Origin of the sequence: Streptomyces sp. NBC_00271 (assembly GCF_036178845.1) — a bacterium.
Classification (GTDB): domain Bacteria; phylum Actinomycetota; class Actinomycetes; order Streptomycetales; family Streptomycetaceae; genus Streptomyces.
Genome location: NZ_CP108070.1, coordinates 7108188 through 7129175, shown reverse-complemented (window position 1 = coordinate 7129175; position 20988 = coordinate 7108188). Strand labels below are relative to the sequence as shown.

The window sequence follows — 20988 nt, the reverse complement described above, 5'->3', positions numbered from 1 at the left end:
ATCCCCACCTCCACGCCGACTCCGCGGTCGCCGACCGGCACCCACGCCGACGCCGACGCCCCCGGCAACCTCGCCACCCATCTCGCCGCGCTCGCCGAGCGGCGCGGCTGGGGCGACCGGATCGCCTTCCACCAGGGTCACCGGGCCTGGACGCACCGCGAGGTGCACGAGCTCACGGGCCGCGCGGCCGGTGTGCTCGCCGCGCACGGCGTGGGCGCGGGCGACCGGGTGCTGCTCGCGCTGCCCGATGGGATCACCTGGGTGGCGGCCTTCCTCGCCGCCGCCCGGCTGGGCGCCGTCGCGGTCCTGGTCAACCCCGAACTGCCCCCGGCCGAGCACGCGTTCATGGCCGAGGACGCCAAGGCCGTGCTCTGCGTGACCGGGCCGGGCCTGGAGGACCGCTTCACCGACCGTGTGCGCCTCGGCGCCGATCAGCTGATGGCGCTCACCGCCGACGCCGAGCCGGCCGCCGCGCACCCGGTCGACGCGCACACCCCGCTCTACGTCCAGTACACCTCCGGCACCACGGGCCGGCCCAAGGGTGTCGTGCACTGTCACGGCGACCCGAAGACGTACCACGACCTCATCGGCCGGCGGCTGCTGCGGATCACCCCGGACGACGTCACCCTGTCGGTGTCGAAGCTGTACTTCGCGTACGGCTTCGGCAACGCCTTCGTCTTCCCGCTCTTCTCCGGCTCCTCCGCCGTCCTGGTGGACCGGCGTCCGAACCCGGCCGCCGTGGACGAGTTGGTCGCCCGGCACCGGGTCACCCTGCTCTACTCCGTGCCTTCCGCGTACGCCGCCCTCGTCGCCGACCGGGGCAGCGGCCACGCGACCTGCTTCGCCTCCGTACGCGCCGCCGTGTCGGCCGGGGAGGGCCTGCCCGAGGGGCTCGAGAAGCAGGTCGCCGATCTGCTGGGCGCGCCGGTCCTGGAGCAGATCGGCTCCACCGAGGCCGGTCACGCGTTCTGCGCCAACAGCTTCGAGCACCACCACCCGGGCACGGTCGGCCGCCCGGTCCCCGGCTTCGAGGTGGAGCTGCGCGACGGCGCCGGTGTGCCGGTGGAGGACGGCGCGGAGGGCGAACTCTGGGTACGCGGGCCGACGTTGACGCCCGGCTATCTGAACCGGCCCGAGGAGACGGAACGCACCCTGGTCGGCGGCTGGCTGGCCACCCACGACCGGGCGCGCCGGGAGCCGGACGGCAGCTACCGGCACCTGGGACGCACCGACGACCTGGAGATGGTCGGCGGGATCACCATCTCCCCGCTGGAGGTGGAGGCCGTGCTGCGGGCCCATCCGGCGGTGAAGGAGGTCGTGGTCGCGGCCATGACCGACTGGCGCGGCTTCAGCCGGCTGCGGGCCTTCGTCGTCCCCGTCTCGCCCCTGCCGCCCGGTCTCTCCGGACTGTCCGGGCCGTCCGGTCTCGAGGCCGAACTCGTGGGCCTGGCACGCGAGCACCTCGCCGCGTTCAAGGTCCCCAGAGCCATCAGCTTCGTCCCGTCCCTGCCCCGCACCCCGACCGGAAAACTCCGCCGCCACCTCGTCCGCCAGGGCGCCTGGTGACCACCGCGGCACCACGACCACACACCACGACCGCAGACCACAGCCACAGACCACAGGACAGAAGGGAACGGGCACATGCGACAGCAGCAGCCCCTGCTCGCCGACCGCGGTTTCTACCTGGGCCCGATGTTCCGGCGCGCGGCGGACCGCCACGGAGCCGTCTTCGTCACCCTGGACCGGCCGCTGGACGTCCGTCCCGGCCTCGGGGTCGACCTCAGCTATCCGGTGCTGGCCGAGGTGGTCGAGGAGCTCTCCGGACGGCTGTGGCAGGCCGGGGTCCGGCCCTCGGAGGAGGTGGTCGTCCACAAGACGGACAACGTCGACATCGTCCTGCTGACCTGTGCCGTCTCCCGTATCGGGGCCGTTCCCGTCCTCCTGTCGCCCGCGCTCACAGGCCCGGTGGTGGGCCGGCTTCTCGAACGGCTCCACACACCCTGGCTGATCACCGACAGAGCCAAGCTGGCAGGCCCGCTGGCGGACGTCGACCTCTCCACCCTCGTACGACGGACGCTCTCCGTGGACGACGCGCCCGGGGCCGAACCCCTGGAGAAGTACGCCGGGTCGCAGACGCCTTCTCCCGTCCGGCTGCATCCGCGCGAGCCCGCCCTGATCACCCACAGCTCGGGCACCACCGGCCTGCCCAAGCTCGCCGTGCACTGCGCGAACACCATGTGGAACCGGCTCGTCCCGCAGAAGGCGATGGGCTGGCCCACCCGCGGCGAGACCGCCGCGCTGCACATGTCGTTCGTGCACTCGCGCTTCTACCATCTGCTCGGCGTCCTGCTGCACTTCGGCAGCCCGCTCGTGCTCATCACCGACCCGGACCCCGCCAGGGTGGGACCGCTGCTGAGCCGGCACCGCCCCGGCATCGTCGAGACCCACCCCAACACCTTCGTGCTGTGGGAGGAGCTGGCCGACGCGCCCGGAGCGCCGCTGTCCCGGGTCCGCTCGTACGGCTCCACGTTCGACGCGATCCATCCGCGCACCGTACGGCGGCTGCTGGACGCCTCGAAGCGGCGCACGCCGTGGCTGATCCAGCTGTACGGGCAGAGCGAGACGGGTCCGGTGGCCTTCCAGTGGTTCACCCGGCGCAGCGCCGCCCGCGCGGACGGGCGCCGGGTCGGGATCGGGATCCCCGGCTTCACCCGGGTCCGGGTCACGGACGAATCCGGCGGGCGGGCCAGGCCCGGCACGCCCGGCCGCATCGAGGCCCGCACCCGGGGGCGGATCCTCACCTATCTCGGCGCCCGGGAGCGGTACCTGCGCCAGCTGGACGGCGACGGCTGGTGGCAGATGGGCGACATGGGATACCAGGGCCGGCTGGGCGGGCTGTATCTGATCGACCGTGAGATCGATCAGATCGACTCGGTGCACAGCAATCTCGAGGTCGAGGACGCCCTGATGGACCGGCTGGAGGAGCTGCGTGAGGTGGTCATCGTGCCCGGCGCGGACCGGGAACCGGTGCCGGTGGTGTGCGTACGGGGCGAAGAGCCGCTGGACCCGGCGCGCTGGCGGGAGGCCACGGCCGATCTGCCGCCCCTGGCCGAGCCCCGGCAGTGGCGCTTCGAGGAGCTGCCGATGACCGCGACCTGGAAGGTGAAGCGGGTGGAGATCACCCGCATGCTGGCCGAGGGCGCGCGCACGTGAGCGGCGCCCCCGGCCGACCGGTCCTCGTGGTGGGTGCCGGGCCCGTCGGGCTGTCGGCGGCGCTCGCGCTGCGCGCGCACGGGCTGCCGGTCGTGCTCCTGGAGGCGGACCCCGAGGAGCGCGAACGCCCGGGCAGCCGCGCTCTGTTCGTGCACCGGGAGACCCTGCGGCTGCTCGACGGGATGCACCCGGGGCTGGCCGCCGAGATCACGGCGTACGGGCGCACCTGGCACACCCGACGGACCCTGTACCGGGGCCGCGAGGTGTACGCCCGCACCTTCCCGCCACCGTCCACGCCCGGCCTGCCGCCCTTCACCAGCCTGCGTCAGGTGGACACCGAGCGTTTCCTGCGCACCGCGTGCGAGGCGGCCGGAGTGGAGTTCGCGTGGGGGGCGCGGGTGACGGGGGTGCGCGTCGCACCGACGGAGGTCGTGCTCACCGGCGAGGACGGCCGCGTCTGGACCGGCACGCACGCCGTCGCCGCCGACGGGGCGCGCTCGGCGGTCCGGGGCGAGCTGGGCATCCCGATGGAGGGGACACGCGCGGACGGCTTCCATGTCGTCGTGGACGTCGCCGATCTGCCGGGCGCCGAGCTGCCGTTGGAGCGGGTCTTCCACTACGAGCATCCGGGGGTGGGCGGCCGCAGTGTGATGCGGGTGCCGTTCACCGGGGGCTTCCAGGTCGACCTGCAGTGCCGGGACGACGACACGCAGGAGGCGTACGGGACCGAGGAGGCCGTACGGGAATGGCTGCCGGCGGTGGTGGGCGACGGGTACGCCGAGCGGATCCTGTGGGTGTCGACGTACCGTTTTCTGCGCAAGGTCGCCGCCTCGTTCAGCGACCCGCACCGGCGGGTGCTGCTCGTCGGCGAGGCCGCCCATCTGTTCCCGCCGTTCGGCGCGCGCGGGATGAACAGCGGGATCGCGGACGCGGCGGCCGCCGCGCGGGCGATCGCCGACGGGACGGCCGCCGCGGTCGCCGGGTTCGCCGAGGTCCGGCGGGCCGCGGCCCTGTTCAACAGCGCGGCCGCCGGCAGCGCGCTGGACCATCTGCGACCGCACCGCCGGATCGTCCGCGTCAAGCAACGGGCGGCGGCGGCGCTCGCGCCCGTGCTGCCGTGGTGCGGTTCCTGGCTGGAGCACGCACCGTACGGGCCACGGAACGGTTCGCCCGCTGTCGCGGGCCGCAAGTACTGAGACCGAGAGGGGTACGCAGTGACACAACCGGCCATCGCGGAGGAGCTGTTGGCGTGGTCGCCCGGCCGTGGGCTGACCTCAGGTCCGGCCCCCGGCAGGTTGCCGGGCGGGCGGCTGCTCGTCGCGGACTCGTGGCTGCTGCGCGAGGGCCGGATGCGCGGCTTCGACCGGCACCGGGAACGCTTCCTGCGGGCCTGCGGCGACTGCGGCGGCCCACCGCTGGAGCGGCTCGTCGCGTTCTGGCGGGACATGACCGCCGCGCTGCCGCGCACCGGGGAGTGGTTCCCCCGGGTCGAACTCGCCTCGGGCTCCATGGAGTTGCGGCTGCTGCTGCGGCACGCGCCGCCGCTCGGCACGGGCGTACGGGTCTGGGCGGCGGGGCAGAGCGATCCGCGGACCGTCCCGCGCCGCAAGGGGCCCGACCTGGACACCCTGGCCCGGGTGAGGCGGCGGGCGTCCGGGGAGGGCGCGGAGGAAGGGATGCTGATCGCGTCCTCCGGTGTGGTCCTCGAGGCGGCCACGGCCAGCGTGCTGTGGTGGGAGGACGACACCCTGTGCCTGCCCTCGCCGCAGCTGCCCGTCCTGGCCGGAGTGACGGCCGGCCTCATCCAGGAGCGGGCCCACCGGTCCGGGATCCGTGTCGCCCACCGCGAACGGACCGTGGCCGAGCTCGACGGCCGTGAGGTGTGGCTCGTGAACGCGCTGCACGGGATCCGTCCGGTGACCGCCTGGACGGCGCGGCCGATGAGCCCGGCGCCGGCCGTGCGCGCCCCGGAATGGCGGCAGTGGCTGGACGACGTCATGGAACCGCTGCCGGCCGACTGAATTCCGGACACGAAAGCCGAAGACGGACCGATGAGCGAAAAGCAGCGCCGGGACGAATTGAATTCGTCCCGGCGCTCTTTCTCGTACCCTCGTTCCCGAATTCAGCTTTTCTTCTGGGCGGGCTGATAGACGCCCGGCACCATACGGGTCGCGATCGCGATCCGGTTGTACGCGTTGATGACGGTGGCCGCCCAGATCAGCGCCGCGATCTGAGCCTCGTCGAAGACCTCCGCCGCCACGGCGTAGACCGCGTCCGGCACGTGTCCGTCGTGGACCAGCGTCACAGCCTCGGTCAACGCCAGTGCGGCACGCTCCCGTTCGGTGAAGAACGGGGTCTCCCGCCAGGCGTTCAGGGCGTAGATCCGCTGCTCGGTCTCGCCCCCGGCGCGGGCGTCCTTGGTGTGCATGTCGAGGCAGAACGCGCAGCCGTTGAGCTGCGAGGCGCGAATCCTGATCAGCTCCAGGAGTTCCGGTTCGACCTTGGCGTCCTGGGCCGCGGATACGGCGGCGCCGTGCAAGGCACCCATGGCACCGGACACCTCGGGGGTAATCTTCTTGAGGGCCACACGGGACAGGGCTTCACTATTACTCATGAGGCGACTCTATTCCATGAAAAGGGCCGTCGCCTCCCTCATTGTGGAAAGTGCCGTTGAAAGCGCTGTGGAAGGTTTCGTTGAAAGTTCCGTCGAAAGGCAGTGCCGCGCACAATGCGTCCAGCGCCCCCGACCACCCGTGGTCCGGCGGTGTCCCGTACCCCACCACCAGCGCGTCGGTCCGCTCGGCGGGCGACTCCGGGTGGCGGTAGCGGTCGAGCCCGTGCACCGCGAGCCCCTGCCAGGCCGCCGCCCGCAGCGTCTCCTGCTCGGTGCCGGGCGGCAGGCGCAGCACCACGTGCAGGCCCGCCGCGATGCCCGTGGCCCGGACCCCGGGGGCCTGTTCGGCGAGCCGCGCCACCAGGGAGTCCCGGCGGCGCCGATAGCGCAGCCGGGACGCGCGGATGTGGCGGTCGTAGGCGCCCGACGTGATGAACTCCGCCAGGGTGAGCTGGTCCAGCACCCCGCACGACCAGTCCACCCCGCCCTTCGCCGCGACCACCTCCGGGGCGAGCGACGGCGGCAGCACCAGCCAGCCCAGCCGCAGACCGGGGGCCAGGGACTTGCTGGCCGTGCCCACATGGACCACGTGGTCGGGGTCGAGGCCCTGGAGGGCGCCGACCGGCTGACGGTCGTAGCGGAACTCCCCGTCGTAGTCGTCCTCCAGGATCAGACCGCCGCCGCGCCGCGCCCAGTCCACCACCTGCGCCCGCCGGTCGGGGTGCAGCGGTACGCCCATCGGGAACTGGTGGGCGGGCGTCATCAGCACCGCCCGTACGCCTCCCCACGCGTCCCCGCCCCGCGGGCCGGCCGCCAACTCCTCCGTACGCGTGCCGAGTTCGTCGAATCCGAGCGGCACCGTCCGCAGCCCGGCCCGCTCCAGCAGCCGCCAGTGGACGTCGAGCCCGTAGGACTCCACGGCCAGCGAGTTCAGTCCCCGCCCGCGCAGCACCTGGCCGAGCAGCATCAGGCCGTGCACGAAGCCGGAGCAGATGACGATGTGCTCCGGGTCCGTGCGGACGCCCCGGGCACGGGCCAGATAGCCGGCCAGGGCGGTGCGCAGTTCCACCCGGCCGCGCGGGTCGCCGTAGTCGAGGGCCTCGTGCGGGGCGACGGTCAGGGCGCGGCGGGAGGCCTTCAGCCAGGCCGCGCGGGGGAAGGAGGACAGGTCGGGGGTGCCGGGGACCAGGTCGTACGCCGGGCGGGCGTGGGTCTGGCGGCCGGGTGCGGAGGTGGTGGAGGGGGCCTGCACCGGGCGGCGGGCGACGCTCGTGCCCGAGCCCTGGCGGGCGGTGAGCCAGCCCTCCGCCACCAGGTCCGCGTACGCCTCCGCGACCGTGTTGCGGGCGATGCCCAGGTCGGCGGCGAGGGAACGGGAGGAGGGCAGCCGGGTGCCGGGCGCGAGGCGGCCACTGCGGACCGCCTCGCGGAGGGCTTCCGTCAGACCTCTGCGGACACCGGGTCCGGTCGGCTCGACGTGGAGGTCGACCCCGAAAGTGGCCCAAGATTTCGCCATGTAAATGGACCATACTCCTGGGCTGCTTCGCTCGTAGGGTCGAGAACATGACGACGAACGACGCCACCAACGAGACGACCGCCACGACCGACACCACCGCCGAGTACGCACCCGAACACAGCCCCCGCCTGCACTGGGCCAAGCACGCCCCCGAGGTCTACAAGGCCATGCTCCGGCTGGAGACGGCCGCGCAGCAGGGGCTGGAGCCGAAGCTGCGCGAACTGGTGAAGATCCGCGCCTCGCAGCTCAACCACTGCGCGTTCTGCCTCGACATGCACACCAAGGACGCGCTGGCGGCCGGGGAGAGCCTGGAGCGGATCATCCAGCTCAGCGCGTGGGAGGAGTCGAAGCACTTCTACACGGCCAAGGAGCTGGCGGCGATCGAGCTGACCGAGGCCATCACCGTCCTCACCGACGGTTTCGTACCGGACGAGGTGTACGCGAAGGCGGCGCAGCACTTCGAGGACGCCGAGCTGGCCCAGCTGATCGCCGCGATCACGGTGATCAACGCCTGGAACCGGTTCGGCGTGAGCACCCGTATGGTCCCGGGCCACTACCAGGCGGGCCGGCCCCACTGACGGAGTACGCCGAAACCACGAACGCCTGCTGAGGCCGGGGTCACGACAGCCACGCGCGCCAGGTCGACGCGTGGCTGTCGACCCACTTCTTCGCCGCGTCCTGCGCCGACAGCTTGTCGTTCGCGATCATCAGGGAGACCTCGTTCTGGTCCTCGGTGGTCCATTTGAACTTCTTCAGGAAGGCGGCCGCCTTGCCCCCGCTCTTCGCGAAGTCGGCGTTCAGGTACTTCTGGAGCGGTGTGTGCGGGTAGGCGCAGGCGACCTTGGCCGCGTCGGCGTCGCAGCCCTCCTTGTACGGCGGCAGCTTCACCTCCGTCATCGGGACCTTCTTGAAGAGCCACTGGGGCGAGTACCAGTAGGTGAGGAAGGGCTTCTTCTCCTTGGCGAACTGCTTCATCTGGGTGATCTGCGCGGCCTCCGAACCGGCGAACACCACCTGGTAGTTCAGCTTCAGGTTGGCCACCAGGGCCTTGTCGTTGGTGACGTAGGAGGGCGAGCCGTCCATGAGCTGGCCCTTGCCGCCGCTCTCCGCGGTACGCAGCTGGTCGGCGTACTTGTTGAGGTTCTTCCAGTCGGTCACGTCGGGGTGCTGCTTGGCGAAGTACGTCGGGACGTACCAGCCGATGTGCCCGGTGACGCCCAGGTCCCCGCCGGGGGCGATGGTCTTCTTGTCCTCGACGTACCGCTTCTCCTGGTCGGGGTGGCCCCAGTCCTCCAGGATGGCGTCGACCCGGCCCTGGCTGAGCGCGTCCCACGCGGGGACCTCGTCGACCTGGACGGTGTCGACGCGGTAGCCGAGCTCGTGTTCCAGCAGGTACTGCGCGACGGCCACGTTGGCCTGCGCGCCCACCCAGGACTGGACGGAGAGGGTCAGGCTCTTCGCACCCCGCGCGTTCGCGAAGGGCGAGGCCTGCTTGGTCATGTCGACGGCGCCGCAACCGGTCAGCGTCAGCAGCGCGGCCGCACCGGCCATCACCGAAGTCGTACGTAGGCGCATGTCACGCTCCCTTCTTCGTGGTCCGCGCGGTCGGCTGGGTCACCCGGTCGAGCATCAGGCCGAGGCAGACGATCGCCGCGCCGGCGACGAGACCGGTCGCCAGGTCGCCCTGCGCGAGGCCGAACACGACGTCGTAGCCGAGCGCGCCACCGCCGACCAGACCGCCGATGATGACGACGGCCAGGACGAGCACGACGCCCTGGTTGACGGCGAGCAGCAGCGACTGGCGGGCCAGCGGCAGCTGGACCTGGCGCAGCTGCTGGGCGCCGGTCGCGCCGAGCGAGCGGGCCGCCTCCAGCGCGGCCGGGTCGACGGCGCGCAGGCCCTGGGTGGTGATGCGGACGACGGCGGGCAGCGCGTAGACGACCGCGGCGGCCACGGCGGGCGCGCGGCCCACGCCGAACAGCGCCACCACCGGGATCAGGTAGACGAACTGCGGCATCGTCTGGAAGACGTCAAGGACCGGGCGCAGCAGCCGCTCGACGCGCTCGCTGCGCGCCGCGGCGATACCGGTCGCGAAGCCGAGCACGAGGGTCACGGCGACCGCCGCGAGGACCTGCGACAGCGTGTCCAGGGACGGCTTCCACACGCCGAGCACCCCGATCGCGGCCATCGCGAGGACCGCGGTGAGGGCGGTGCGCCAGGTGCCGATCAGCCAGGCGAGGGCGGCGACGATCAGCAGGACCGACCACCAGGGCAGCCCCTGGAGGCCGTCCCGGACGGGGTCCAGGACCCAGGTGGTGAAGTGGCCCGCCCAGTCGGCGGTGCCGCCGATGTAGGGGACGCCGGAGTAGAGGTGGTTGGTCATCCAGTCGACGACGCGGTTCACGGGCTCGGCGATGGAGAGGGTCCAGGAGGCGGGCCAGTCGAGACGGCCGGTGAGATGTCCGGCGAGCGCCACGACGAGGGCCGCGCCGGCCGCGTACGCCCAGCGCAGTGCCGTCGCCCCGGAGTCCGAGCCGAGCCGCTCCCCGGCCGCTCCCGTCACCCGGTCCAGAACGACCGCGAGCAGCACGATCGGGATGCCGGCGGCGAGTGCGGCGCCCACGTCGACGGAGGCCAGCGCCTGGTAGACGCGGTCGCCGAGGCCGCCCGCGCCGATCACGGAGGCGATGACCGCCATGGACAGGGCCATCATGATCGTCTGGTTGAGGCCGAGGAGGAGTTCCTTGCGGGCCAGCGGGAGGCGGGCGGTCAGCAGGCGCTGGCGGGCGGTGGCACCGAGCGAGGTGACGGCCTCCATCACCCCGGCGTCGGCGTCACGCAGGCCGAGCGCGGTGAGGCGGGCCATGGGCGGGGCGGCGTACACGACGGTGGCAAGGACGGCGGCGGGGACGCCGATGCCGAAGACGAGGACGACGGGCAGGAGGTACGCGAACGCCGGGAGCACCTGCATGGTGTCGAGGACGGGGCGCAGCGCGCGGTGGGTGCGGTCGGAGAGCCCGGCGGCGAGGCCGAGCAGCGCGCCCAGCAGGACGGACGCGAGGACCGCGACCACCATGAGCGCGAGGGTCTGCATGGTCGGCACCCACATGCCGAGCAGTCCGCAGGCGAGGAACGCGGCGGCCGTGCCGAGCGCGAGCCGTACGCCCGCCGTGCGCCAGGCGACGAGTGCCGCGACGGCTGTCACACCGGCCCAGCCCGCCGCGAGCAGCACCACGTATACGGCGCGCACGGAGAGGACGACGGCGCTGCTGACGTACCCGAAGAAGTACAGGAACAGGGGGTGGCTGTCCCGGTTGTCGATGATCCACTCGCTGGCTCGGCCGAGGGGCGCGGAGAGATCGACGGTGAGGGCGCCCGGCCAGGTGCCGCTCGCCCAGTGGGAGTCGAGGACCGGGACGATCACGGCCGCCGCGACGGCGAGCAGCAGCAGCTTGCCGAAGGCCCGGTGTCTGCGGAGGTTCTTGAGCAGCGTGGAGACGCCGGAGTGACCGACGGTCGCGGTGACGGTGGCCATCAAGCGACCTCCTTACGGGGGCCGTCCGGCGCCCCGGCGACGGGCGTGTCCGCGCCGGCCACCACGCCGAGCAGCGCCGCCGAGTCCACGACGCCGACGCAGCGTCCCTGGTCCATCACGCGGGCGGGGTCGCCCGAGCGGGCCACCGCCTCGATGGCCTCGGAGACGGTCGCGTCGGGTTTGAGCGCCGGGCCCCGGGCGGCCTCCGCGGCGGACGCGGCCCGCATGGCCGTGCGGACGGTCATGACCTGTTCGCGCGGTACGTCCCGGACGAACTCGCGCACGTAGTCGTCGGCGGGCGAGCCGACGATCTCCTCGGGGGTGCCGAGCTGGACGACACGGCCGTCGCGCATGAGCGCGATGCGGTCGCCGAGGCGCAGCGCCTCGTTGAGGTCGTGGGTGATGAAGACCATCGTGCGGCCCTCGTCGTGGTGCAGCCGGACGACCTCCTCCTGCATGTCGCGCCGGATCAGCGGGTCGAGCGCGCTGAACGGCTCGTCGAAGAGGAGGACCTCGGGGTCGACGGCGAGCGCGCGGGCGAGCCCGACGCGCTGCTGCTGGCCGCCGGAGAGCTGAGCGGGCCTGCGCTGCTCCATGCCTTCCAGGCCGACCTTGGCGACGACCTCGGCGGCCTTCTCGCGGCGCTCCGCCTTGCCGACACCCTGGATCTCCAGGCCGTACGCCACGTTGTCGAGCACCGAGCGGTGCGGGAGCAGGCCGAAGTGCTGGAAGACCATCGCGGCGCGGTGGCGGCGCAGTTCCCGCAGCCGGTTCTTGTCCATGGCGCGTACGTCCTCGCCGTCGATGACGATCGCGCCCGCGGTCGGCTCGATCAGCCGCGTGAGGCAGCGGACCAGCGTGGACTTGCCGGAGCCGGACAGCCCCATGACGACGAAGACCTCGCCCTTGCGGACGTCGAAGCTGACGTCCCGGACGGCGGCCGTGCAGCCGGTGCGGGAGCGGAGTTCGGCGGGGTCGAGGGCGGCGAGCCCGGGGTCGGCGGGGACGCGCTCGGCCTTCGGCCCGAACACCTTCCACAGGCCGTCGACGGAGAAGACGGCGTCGTCGGAACTGGCGGGCGTACTGGCGGGGGTGCCGGTGGTCGTACTCATCACGCACCGCCCCCGATCAGCTCGGCGCATTTCTCCCCGACCATGAGCACTCCGATCATCGGGTTCACTGCGGGCATCGTCGGGAAGACGGACGCGTCGGCGATCCGCAGACCGTCGAGGCCGCGCACCCTCAACTCGGGGTCGACCACGGCGAGTCGGTCATCCGTGGCGCCCATCCGGCAGGTGCCCGCCGGGTGGTAGACGGTGTGCGCGACCTGACGGGCGTAGGCGCTCAGCTCCTCGTCGTCGGTGACCTCGGGCCCGGGGCACACCTCGCGCTTGAGCCAGCCGGCGAGCGGCTCGGTGCGCGCGATCCGGCGGGCGATGCGGATGCCGTCGACGAGGGTGCGGCCGTCGTAGTCGTCCTCGTCCGTGAAGTAGCGGAAGTCGAGGGCGGGCTTGACCGATGGATCGGCGCTGGTCAGGTAGAGGCGGCCGCGGCTGCGCGGTTTGGGGATGTTGGGGGTCATGGAGACGCCGTGCGCCGGGCGTTCGTAGCCCAGCCGCTCCGGGTTGTCCGTGAAGGGGATCTGGTAGAAGTGGAACATCAGGTCGGGGCCCGCCTGTTCGGGGTCGCGGCGCACGAAGAGGCCCGCGTCGGAGTCCATCGCCGAGTTCTCCGGGATCGGCCCGTTGGTCTCCCAGACGATGACCGACTCGGGGTGGTCGAGCAGGTTCTCGCCGACGCCGGGCAGGTCGTGGGCGACGGGTATGCCGAGCTCCGCCAGGTCGTGGGCGGGCCCGATCCCGGAGTGCAGCAGCAGCCGCGGCGAGTCGACCGCGCCCGCGCACAGCAGGACCTCGCGCCGGGCCCGTACGAGGGTCTCCGTGCCGTCCTTGGCGCGTACGTGCACGCCCGTGGCGCGTGTCCCCTCCAGCTCCAGCCGGTACGCCCAGGTCTCCAGCAGCAGCGTGAGGTTGGGCCGTTCGTCCATCACCGGGTGGAGATACGCGACCGACGCGCTGGAGCGCTTGTTGTTCTCGGGGTGGTAGGCGAGGTCGAAGAAGCCGGTGCCCTCGGTGAACGGCTTCTTGTTGAAGCCCTCGACGCGGGGCACGCCCAGCGCGCCCTGGGCGGCGTCGACGAAGTCGCGGGCGATGGCGTTGCGGTCCTTCTCGTCGACCGGGACGATGTTGTTGAGGAGCCGCGCGAAGTACGCCTCCATGGGCACCGCGCCCCAGCCCTTGGCGCCCGCCTCCTCCCACTCGTCCCAGTCGGACGGCAGCGGCTTGAAGGCGATCAGCGTGTTGTGGGACGAACAGCCGCCGAGGACGCGGGCCCGGCTGTGCCGGATGTACGAGTTGCCGCGCGGCTGCACGGTGGTCGGGTAGTCGTAGTCCAGTTCACCGCCGAGCAGGCCCATCCAGCGACGCAGGGTGAGGACGTCCTCACGGCCGACGTCGCTGGGACCGCCCTCGATGACGGCGACCGTCACGTCGGCGTTCTCGGTGAGACGGGAGGCGATGACGGAGCCTGCCGTGCCGCCGCCGATGACGACGTAGTCGTACGTGTTCTCGGACGCGTTCTCGTGCGTGCTTTCGTGCATGGGGGTGCTCCAGGGTGCAAGGGGCAAGTGCGCTGTGAGGGGGTGGGGTTACGTCACTGGGGTCGGCCCGCGAACCAGCGGACCGGCTTCGGCGCCAGGTTCTGGTAGACGTGCTTGGTCTCGCGGTACTCGGCGAGGCCCGCCGGGCCCAGTTCGCGCCCCACGCCGCTCTTCCCGAAGCCGCCCCACTCCGCCTGCGGGAGGTAGGGGTGGAAGTCGTTGATCCAGACCGTGCCGTGCCGCAGTCGTCCCGCGACGCGGCGGGCGCGGCCCGCGTCGGTGGTCCAGACGGCGCCCGCGAGCCCGTACTCGGTGTCGTTGGCGAGCACGACGGCCTCGTCCTCGGTGCGGAAGGTCTCCACGGTCAGGACGGGCCCGAAGACCTCCTCGCGGACCACCTTCATCTCTCGGTGGCACTGGTCGAGGACGGTCGGCTCGTAGAAGTACCCGGTGGCGGGCCGTTCGGCGGACGGCTCGGGGCGCCGGCCGCCCGCCCGCAGCACCGCGCCCTCCGCGAGCGCGGAGGCGACGTACGCCTCGGTCTTCTCGCGCTGTCCCTCCGACACGAGGGGGCCGCACTCGACGCCGTCCTCGGTGCCGCGGCCGAGCCTGATCCTGCTTGCCCTGCGGGCGAGTTCGGCGACGAAGCGCTCGCGCACGGACTCCTCGACGATGAGCCGGGATCCGGCCGAGCAGACCTGGCCGCTGTGGATGAAGGCGGCGTTGAGGGCCTGGTCGACGGCGGTGTCGAAGTCCTCGTCCGTGGCGCAGGCGTCGGCGAAGACGACGTTGGGGTTCTTGCCGCCGAGCTCCAGTGCGACCTTCTTGACGCTCTCCGCGGCGGCCCGCGCCACCTTCGTACCGCTGACCAGGCCGCCGGTGAAGGAGACGAGGTCGACGTCGGGGTGCTCGGCGAGGCGGGCGCCCACCGTGTGCCCCGGGCCGGTCACGAGGCCCGCGACCCCGGCGGGCAGGCCGGCCTCGGTGAGCAGCCGTATCAGCGCGATCGTCGTCAGCGGGGTGATCTCGCTCGGCTTGACCACGAAGGTGTTCCCTGCGGCGAGGGCGGGCGCGATCTTCCAACTGGCCTGCAGGAGCGGATAGTTCCAGGGGGTGATCAGCGCGCAGACACCGACGGGCTCGTGCACGACGACACTGTGGACGTCGGCGGACCCGGCGTCGACGACCCGCCCGCCGCCCTCCCCCACGACGAGGTCGGCGAAGTAACGGAAGGCGTCCGCGACGCAGTCGATGTCGACCCGCCCCTCCTCCAGGGTCTTGCCGGCGTCGCGGCTCTCCAGGAGTCCCAGCTCCTCGCGGTCGCGGACGAGGAGGTCGGCGACGCGGCGCAGCAGCGCGGCGCGCTCGGCGACCGGGGTGCGGGGCCACTCCCCCGTGTCGAAGGCGTGGCGGGCGGCGGCGACGGCCGCGTCCGCGTCCCGCTCGTCACCCTCCGCGACCACGGCGAACGGCTTGGCATCCGCGGGATCGAGGATCTCGCGGGTGGCACGGGAGACGGCCTCCCGCCACTCTCCCCCCACGTGAAGGGTCTGTTGTGCCTGCTGAGCCTGGTGCGCTTGGTGTCCGGCCATGGTCGGTGTTGCCTTCCGTTCCTGTTCCGTGCCCCTGCGTGCCCGTGTGTCACAGGCGTGTCACTCTCGGGGACCGGGAGCGCCTGCCCCTCGGGGCGGAATGCATGCACAACCAGTGACCAAAAGTGCCCGGCGTCACTGAAAAATGAACAGAAATGCGACTGGAAACCGCAAAACGCGGGGAGAGTGATCGACACCCCGGAAGTGGCTTTCTTTGACTAAAGTCAAAGAATGACTCGATCGGTGTCAGCGCAGGACGTGCGGGCGCTGCGGCGCTTCAACCGGTACTTCACCCGGCGCATCGGAGCCCTCGACGACCACTACCTCGGACAGGACCGGCCGCTCGGCGAGGCCCGGCTGCTGTTCGAGATCGGGGACGGGGCCTCGCTGCGGGAGCTGCGCGGCCGGCTCGGCCTGGACGCCGGGTACTTGAGCCGGATGGTCCGGGCGCTGCAGGCGCAGGGGCTGGTGCGGGTGAGCGTGCCGGCCGAGGACAGCCGGCTGCGGGTCGCGGAGCTCACGCCGGCCGGGCGGGTCGAGGTCGAGGAGCAGAACCGGCGGGCCGACGCGCTGGCCGAGGGGCTGCTCAGCTCCCTCGACGAGCGCCGGCGCGGCGAACTCACCGCCGCCATCGCCGTCGCCGAGCGGCTGCTGCGGCTGGCCGCGATCACCGTCGAGTCCGTCGACGGTGCCGCGCGCGACGCGCGCGACTGCCTCGCCGGGTACGCCGCCGACATCGACGCACGGTTCCCGGAGGGCTTCGACCCCGCCGCCCTCGTACGGCCCGACGAGGTGTCGGGGGACTCGGGTGCCTTTCTGGTCGCGTACGAGGAAGGGCGTCCCGTGGGGTGCGGGGCGCTGCGGCGGCTCACACCGGACACCGGCGAGATCCGGCATGTGTGGGTGCGGCCCGAGGCCCGGCGGCTCGGCCTCGCCCGCCGGATCCTCGACGGGCTGGAGCGGGCGGCGGTCGCGCGCGGGTACGGCGTCGTACGCCTCGACACCCACGCGGTGCTCACCGAGGCGCGGGCGATGTACCGGGCGTGCGGTTACACCGAGATCCCGCGCTACGACGACAACGTCTACGCCGCCCACTGGTTCGAGAAGCGGCTGCCCCGCCCGTAGGAGGACTGGCAGGGACTGGCAGAGAAGAACTAGCTACTGCTCGCGCAGTTCGTGTCGGTGGGGCAGAAGGAGTTGAGGGCCGTGGTGAGCGGGCCCGTCATGTCCACGCCCTCGGGACCGCTCGCGTTGATCGCGTAGAGCGTGCCGTCGGCGGCCCGGAAGCGGTGGTCGACCACATGCGTGGCGCCCTTCTGCGGGCTGTCGTAGCGGTAGGTGACCTCCGTCCAGCCGGTGCCGTTCTGCCGCTCGATGAGCCGGTACCCCGGGAGCTTCTCCGAGATCGCCTCGGCCTGGGACGACGACTCCGCCAGGGAGCTCTCCTTGACCTCGAACAGCATGAGCCTGCTGCTGCCGCCGGGGGCCGTGTAGGTGACGACCGGTGCCAGCTTGCCCTGGACCTCCTCGCGCACCCAGCCGTCCGGCACGTCCACCGTGTAGCCCACCGCATCCACCGACCTGCTGTAGCCGGGCAACGGATCCGGGGTCGTGGGCTGCGTCGCCGGGTCGCTGGACCCGCCCGAACCGGCGTAGATGTCCGGGCTCCCGGAGGTGTACCCGGTGTCCGGGGAAGGAACGCTCTGGGTCGCCGTGACGGTCACCGCCGGGCGCGACGGGTCGGCGCCGGTGTGCCCGGACGAGTCACTCCTCGTCAGCGCCCACACCGCGCCTCCGACACCGCCCGCGAGGACGGCGACGGCCACGATCACCACCAGCAGTCGGCGCGAGTCCGTGGGGGCCGGACCCCGGCCGCCACCGGAACTCCCGCCGGGCCCGGGCCACGACGGTGGCGGCAGGGGCGTCTCGGGCGGGCGCGGTGGCCCCGCCTGAGTCGTCGCCGACGCCCACCACTGCTGCTCCGCATCCGGCGGCACCCCGCCACCACCGGCGCCACCCCTGCCCTGCCCGCCCGCGCCGTCGTCGACCCACCGCTGGCGGTCCTCGTCCCACCGTTGCGCCACCTCGTCACCCCGTTCCCACTAGACCGATCCCGCGCCGACCGCTATCCGGCCAGCTGCGCGATCACCTGCACCACGGCCGCCGTCGACGCCAGCCCCGCCACGGCCGTGGCGGCGGTCTCCAGGCGCATCCGCAGCCGGCCCAGCCGCGCCGGGTCCGCCTGGCCCGTTCTCTCGATCTCCCCCTGCACCACGGCCAGTTCGCCGTCGAGCCCGGTCGTGTCGTCGGTCTCCGTGAGCAGCCGCAGATGATCGCGCAACGTGCGGACGGCCTCCAGGAGCGCCACGGTCGTCTCGTCGGCGCCGGCCGCGGGCGGCGCCTCGTGGTAGTTCGCGGTGCCGTGTTCGCCGAAGTTCACCGCACTGCGCGTGATCCGGTCGACCCGCCCGCCCGAGCCCTCAGTCATCCCTGTTCCCCTCGTTGTACGACGCGCCCCCACTGCCCATGGAGACGGCGCTGTTGCTGATCCGGCCCACCGCGGTGCCACCGCTCATCTGCCCGATGAACTGGCCGCCCGCGGACACGTTGAAGATGTTCTGCTCGAAGCTGCCCGTCTCACAGCCGCTGCGCCGCAGCGCCTCGCGCACCCCGCTCGCGATCCGGTCCTCGACGGTCTTGATGTATCGGCTGACGTCCATCTCCTGGAACAGCGACAGCCGGTCGGTGCTGCCCATCTCCCGCACGGACACCAACGGGGCGTCCGGCGGGGCCTGTTCGGGCCGGGCCAGCCAGGTGCGCAGGCACTGGACGAGGGTGCGCAGCATGGAGAACCCGGCCACCACGCCCGTCGCCGGGGCGGACAGCACCGTACGCAGCACCTCACGCCCCGTCGCGCCCTCCCCGGAGGCCGCGATGAAGTCGACGCGCCGGTACTCCTCGAAGATCGGCCCCAGCACGTGCGGTACGACTTCCAGGACCAGCATCCCGCCCTGTGTGTGGACGCGGACCAGCACCGAGACCACCACCTGCTCGTCCCAGGCGCCGACCCTGACCCGCAGGAAGTGACGGCGCGCCTCGCCGCCCTCGTCCACCGCCCCGTCCAGGTGCAGCCGGGCCGACGACGGCTCGTACACGCCCTGGTTGCGGCCCACGCCGTACGGCAGGTAGACGAACTCCTCGACCTCCAGGTCCTTGAGCCGGTCCCGGCTGGTGCGCGCGGCGGACTCACGCAGCGCCTCCAGCTTCGGTACGACCAGGTCGAGGATCTGCCGGTTGGTCAACTGCACCGGCGGGCGGTGCCCGTTCGCCGAACCGTCGCCGGTCTGCTCGGGCAGCTTGCCGTTCAGGCCGTCGAACGGCTTCTTGGCGGGGGTGATCTCCATCGCGAACGACCAGGGCTCGTACGGCTTTCCCGCGCCGACGAACGGCCGGTGGGCGTCGTAGAGCGCCACGGACGCGTGCTGCTCCCAGGTGACGGCCCGCGCGACCCGGAGCTGACGCTCGCTGCCCATGGGCAGTGCCACGGTCGTACGGGCGAAGGCGTCCCGGGAGAGTTCGACGCTCATGACCGCGGCCACCTGGGAGCGGTGGGCGCCGATCACGAAGGTGAGCAGGAGCGGGAAGATCACCAGAAAGGGGTCGTGGAGCAACTGGGTGAACGCGTACACCCAGTAGGCGATCTCCGCGGCCCGTGCCATGAAGGTGAGCCCCCAGGCGGTCGCCCTGCGCGGCAGCCGCAGCTGGGCGGACTCGTCCCGGCTCGCGGCGTACATGCTCATGCCCCACCCGGACGCGACCCGCGCGGACCACAGCAGAAAGCAGACGGCGGCGTAGAAGAACACCGCGACGGCGCCGAACGCCTCCGCGAAGCCCTGGGGCCCCGCGTCCGCGACGCCGGTGGCCGCCCGGACCATCTCCACCAGGAAGAACACGACCCAGATGGCCAGCAGCCCGAGCCCGGTCAGGGCCTCCCTGCGGCGCGCGCGCAGGGCGTGCGCGAGCACGGCGACGACGTCGACACCGAGGGACGGTGCCGCGGGCCGCTCCTCGTGCCCTATGAGTTCGTCGATGACCCGTGCCCGGAACACGGTGTCCAGATGCACTCCGGCACACAACAGCCGTGTTGCCTCGCTGTGTGCGTACCGTCTCTCCGATTCCGTCACTGGGACCACCCCCGTGTGTCTCCCCCGGCCGCGCCCCAGCGCTCGTGAGCAGCCCTGTGCTCCCCTACCGGACCGTACGTCACGACGATAGCGAGAGTTACTCCCCGTGTACCCCCGCATACAGTGAGAAAGCACGTACGTTCGATGCGTACTTTCTGTACGCATGCGTCGGCCCCGCCCGGGACACTTCCCGGACGGGGCCGATGAGTTGCGAGTGACTCAGGTGAGTCGGGTACGTCAGATCAGACCGAGACCGCGGACCGCGTCGCGCTCCTCCTCGAGCTCCTTGACGGAGGCGTCGATACGGGCGCGGGAGAACTCGTTGATGTCCAGGCCCTGGACGATCTCGTACTGCCCGTCCTTGGTGGTGACGGGGAAGGAGGAGATGATCCCCTCGGGCACGCCGTAGGAGCCGTCCGACGGGATACCCATGGAGGTCCAGTCACCGTCGGCGGTGCCGTTGACCCAGGTGTACACGTGGTCGATGGCGGCGTTGGCGGCGGAGGCGGCGGAGGACGCGCCACGGGCCTCGATGATCGCGGCGCCGCGCTTGGCGACGGTCGGGATGAAGTCCTCGGCGAGCCACTTCTCGTCGTTCACGACCTCGGCGGCGTTCTTGCCGGCGACCGTGGCGTGGAAGATGTCCGGGTACTGGGTGGCGGAGTGGTTGCCCCAGATGGTGAGCCGCTTGATGTCGGCGACCGTCGAGCCCGTCTTCTTCGCGAGCTGGGTCAGCGCGCGGTTGTGGTCGAGGCGGGTCATCGCGGTGAAGCGCTCGGCCGGTACGTCCGGGGCGGCGGCCTGGGCGATGAGGGCGTTGGTGTTGGCCGGGTTGCCGACGACGAGGACCTTGATGTCGTCCGCGGCGTTGTCGTTGATGGCCTTGCCCTGCGGCTTGAAGATGCCACCGTTGGCGGAGAGCAGGTCACCGCGCTCCATGCCCTTGGTACGGGGGCGGGCGCCGACGAGCAGCGCGACGTTCGTGCCGTCGAAGGCGACGTTCGGGTCGTCCGTGATGTCGATGCCCGCGAGCAGCGGGAAGGCGCAGTCGTCGAGCTCCATCGCGGTGCCCTCGGCGGCCTTCAGCGCCGGCGTGATCTCCAGGAGGCGCAGCTTGACCGGCACGTCCGCGCCGAGCAACTGGCCGGAGGCGATGCGGAAGAGCAGGGCGTAACCGATCTGGCCGGCCGCGCCGGTGACGGTGACGTTCACGGGAGTGCGGGTCATGGCGTTCTCCGTATGACAGCAGGCGGTGGGGCGTCCCTGCCCCGGGGTGCAGGATCGTCCCCTGCGTCCACCGCAATGATCGATCAAAGGAACCGATGATCGATCTCTCGGCGTCAAGAGAGATCCGCCGTCAGGCTATCGCGCATCCAGGATCCCGGACGGCCGGGTCCCGTGTGGCCCAGCCCACAGCCCCCCGACCGGCGGCCGCCGGTCCGGGAGAGCATGACACGACGACCGCCATCGGGGTGACCGGCCGGTGCCGGATCCCGTGGGGGTACGGTGCCCCTGCCCCAACGCCGCCGGAACATTCCTGGGCCTCGGTTCTCGAGGGTGGGTTTCTTCTTCGGCTGCAGGTGAGCGGGGGTTGCTCGCGCCCCTGGACTCGAGGCCGCGCCCCGAAATTCCACCCGCACGAAGTGCCTCGACTGCCGGCCGGTGGGGGTTGCTC

The 20988-nt window shown here is 72.1% G+C and carries 17 protein-coding genes; 6 read left to right on the top strand and 11 right to left on the bottom strand.

What is annotated here, in order from left to right; all coding sequences use genetic code 11:
• The 4 genes from OG798_RS32510 (at position 1) to OG798_RS32495 (ending at position 5234) form a co-directional block, all read left to right on the top strand.
• Positions 1 to 1566, top strand: coding sequence for an AMP-binding protein (locus OG798_RS32510; RefSeq protein WP_121418346.1), 1566 nt, complete (start codon positions 1 to 3; stop codon positions 1564 to 1566).
• Positions 1567 to 1641: 75 nt separating this feature from the next.
• Complete coding sequence (locus OG798_RS32505) at positions 1642 to 3213, top strand: class I adenylate-forming enzyme family protein (protein ID WP_328758104.1); 1572 nt, start codon at positions 1642 to 1644, stop codon at positions 3211 to 3213.
• On the top strand, positions 3210 to 4409 hold the full coding sequence (locus OG798_RS32500) for an FAD-dependent monooxygenase (protein ID WP_121415274.1): 1200 nt from the start codon (positions 3210 to 3212) through the stop codon (positions 4407 to 4409). Before OG798_RS32505 ends, OG798_RS32500 begins: the two co-directional genes overlap by 4 nt.
• Before the next feature lie 18 nt (positions 4410 to 4427).
• Positions 4428 to 5234, top strand: a complete 807-nt coding sequence (locus tag OG798_RS32495; protein WP_328758103.1) for an aminotransferase class IV — start codon at positions 4428 to 4430, stop codon at positions 5232 to 5234.
• Positions 5235 to 5335: 101 nt separating this feature from the next.
• Here OG798_RS32495 and OG798_RS32490 read toward each other — a convergent pair whose 3' ends face one another.
• Together OG798_RS32490 and pdxR are read right to left on the bottom strand one after the other, a co-directional pair.
• The gene (locus OG798_RS32490) at positions 5336 to 5827 is read right to left on the bottom strand and encodes a carboxymuconolactone decarboxylase family protein (RefSeq protein WP_267062646.1); all 492 of its coding nucleotides are present in this window, start codon (positions 5825 to 5827) and stop codon (positions 5336 to 5338) included.
• Positions 5820 to 7343 (bottom strand): MocR-like pyridoxine biosynthesis transcription factor PdxR, encoded by a 1524-nt coding sequence (gene pdxR, locus OG798_RS32485; protein ID WP_328758102.1) that lies wholly within the window; start codon positions 7341 to 7343, stop codon positions 5820 to 5822. The genes OG798_RS32490 and pdxR overlap by 8 nt, the downstream gene beginning before the upstream one ends.
• Before the next feature lie 47 nt (positions 7344 to 7390).
• Here pdxR and OG798_RS32480 point away from each other — a divergent pair, with 47 nt between their 5' ends.
• Positions 7391 to 7921, top strand: a complete 531-nt coding sequence (locus OG798_RS32480) for a carboxymuconolactone decarboxylase family protein (protein ID WP_097225014.1) — start codon at positions 7391 to 7393, stop codon at positions 7919 to 7921.
• A gap of 40 nt (positions 7922 to 7961) precedes the next feature.
• Here the strand turns inward: OG798_RS32480 and OG798_RS32475 are convergent, their stop codons facing one another.
• The 5 genes from OG798_RS32475 to OG798_RS32455 are packed head-to-tail and all read right to left on the bottom strand — an operon-like array spanning position 7962 to position 15129.
• Positions 7962 to 8918 (bottom strand): ABC transporter substrate-binding protein, encoded by a 957-nt coding sequence (locus OG798_RS32475; protein ID WP_095853007.1) that lies wholly within the window; start codon positions 8916 to 8918, stop codon positions 7962 to 7964.
• Between the two features lies 1 nt (position 8919).
• Positions 8920 to 10878, bottom strand: coding sequence for an ABC transporter permease (locus OG798_RS32470; RefSeq protein WP_328758101.1), 1959 nt, complete (start codon positions 10876 to 10878; stop codon positions 8920 to 8922).
• Complete coding sequence (locus tag OG798_RS32465; RefSeq protein ID WP_267062643.1) at positions 10878 to 11990, bottom strand: quaternary amine ABC transporter ATP-binding protein; 1113 nt, start codon at positions 11988 to 11990, stop codon at positions 10878 to 10880. Before OG798_RS32465 ends, OG798_RS32470 begins: the two co-directional genes overlap by 1 nt.
• A complete protein-coding gene (locus OG798_RS32460; RefSeq protein ID WP_095853010.1) occupies positions 11990 to 13537 on the bottom strand; it encodes a GMC family oxidoreductase in 1548 nt (515 codons plus the stop codon). Before OG798_RS32460 ends, OG798_RS32465 begins: the two co-directional genes overlap by 1 nt.
• Positions 13538 to 13590: 53 nt before the next feature.
• The gene (locus OG798_RS32455; protein WP_095853011.1) at positions 13591 to 15129 is read right to left on the bottom strand and encodes an aldehyde dehydrogenase family protein; all 1539 of its coding nucleotides are present in this window, start codon (positions 15127 to 15129) and stop codon (positions 13591 to 13593) included.
• Positions 15130 to 15360: 231 nt separating this feature from the next.
• On the opposite strand from OG798_RS32455, the gene OG798_RS32450 reads away from it, so the two are divergent.
• Complete coding sequence (locus OG798_RS32450; protein ID WP_095853012.1) at positions 15361 to 16254, top strand: helix-turn-helix domain-containing GNAT family N-acetyltransferase; 894 nt, start codon at positions 15361 to 15363, stop codon at positions 16252 to 16254.
• A 29-nt stretch (positions 16255 to 16283) separates the two neighbouring features.
• Here OG798_RS32450 and OG798_RS32445 read toward each other — a convergent pair whose 3' ends face one another.
• The 4 genes from OG798_RS32445 to OG798_RS32430 all read right to left on the bottom strand — a co-directional run bounded on the left by OG798_RS32445 (position 16284) and on the right by OG798_RS32430 (position 20540).
• Positions 16284 to 17213, bottom strand: a complete 930-nt coding sequence (locus OG798_RS32445) for a hypothetical protein (protein ID WP_143669695.1) — start codon at positions 17211 to 17213, stop codon at positions 16284 to 16286.
• A gap of 41 nt (positions 17214 to 17254) precedes the next feature.
• A complete protein-coding gene (locus OG798_RS32440) occupies positions 17255 to 17617 on the bottom strand; it encodes a hypothetical protein (RefSeq protein WP_097225018.1) in 363 nt (120 codons plus the stop codon).
• The gene (locus tag OG798_RS32435; RefSeq protein WP_121415283.1) at positions 17610 to 19253 is read right to left on the bottom strand and encodes a hypothetical protein; all 1644 of its coding nucleotides are present in this window, start codon (positions 19251 to 19253) and stop codon (positions 17610 to 17612) included. Before OG798_RS32435 ends, OG798_RS32440 begins: the two co-directional genes overlap by 8 nt.
• A 297-nt stretch (positions 19254 to 19550) precedes the next feature.
• Positions 19551 to 20540, bottom strand: a complete 990-nt coding sequence (locus tag OG798_RS32430; protein ID WP_054233746.1) for a malate dehydrogenase — start codon at positions 20538 to 20540, stop codon at positions 19551 to 19553.
• Positions 20541 to 20988: the final 448 nt, after the last annotated feature.

Bases quoted from the DNA above. Each gene is read 5' to 3' on its own strand.
- pdxR (WP_328758102.1), bottom strand. From the start codon at position 7,343: ATGGCGAAATCTTGGGCCACTTTCGGGGTCGACCTCCACGTCGAGCCG.
- OG798_RS32430 (WP_054233746.1), bottom strand. From the start codon at position 20,540: ATGACCCGCACTCCCGTGAACGTCACCGTCACCGGCGCGGCCGGCCAG.
- OG798_RS32450 (WP_095853012.1), top strand. From the start codon at position 15,361: ATGACTCGATCGGTGTCAGCGCAGGACGTGCGGGCGCTGCGGCGCTTC.
- OG798_RS32505 (WP_328758104.1), top strand. From the start codon at position 1,642: ATGCGACAGCAGCAGCCCCTGCTCGCCGACCGCGGTTTCTACCTGGGC.
- OG798_RS32480 (WP_097225014.1), top strand. From the start codon at position 7,391: ATGACGACGAACGACGCCACCAACGAGACGACCGCCACGACCGACACC.
- OG798_RS32455 (WP_095853011.1), bottom strand. From the start codon at position 15,129: ATGGCCGGACACCAAGCGCACCAGGCTCAGCAGGCACAACAGACCCTT.
- OG798_RS32460 (WP_095853010.1), bottom strand. From the start codon at position 13,537: ATGCACGAAAGCACGCACGAGAACGCGTCCGAGAACACGTACGACTAC.
- OG798_RS32475 (WP_095853007.1), bottom strand. From the start codon at position 8,918: ATGCGCCTACGTACGACTTCGGTGATGGCCGGTGCGGCCGCGCTGCTG.
- OG798_RS32470 (WP_328758101.1), bottom strand. From the start codon at position 10,878: ATGGCCACCGTCACCGCGACCGTCGGTCACTCCGGCGTCTCCACGCTG.
- OG798_RS32490 (WP_267062646.1), bottom strand. From the start codon at position 5,827: ATGAGTAATAGTGAAGCCCTGTCCCGTGTGGCCCTCAAGAAGATTACC.
- OG798_RS32440 (WP_097225018.1), bottom strand. From the start codon at position 17,617: ATGACTGAGGGCTCGGGCGGGCGGGTCGACCGGATCACGCGCAGTGCG.
- OG798_RS32465 (WP_267062643.1), bottom strand. From the start codon at position 11,990: ATGAGTACGACCACCGGCACCCCCGCCAGTACGCCCGCCAGTTCCGAC.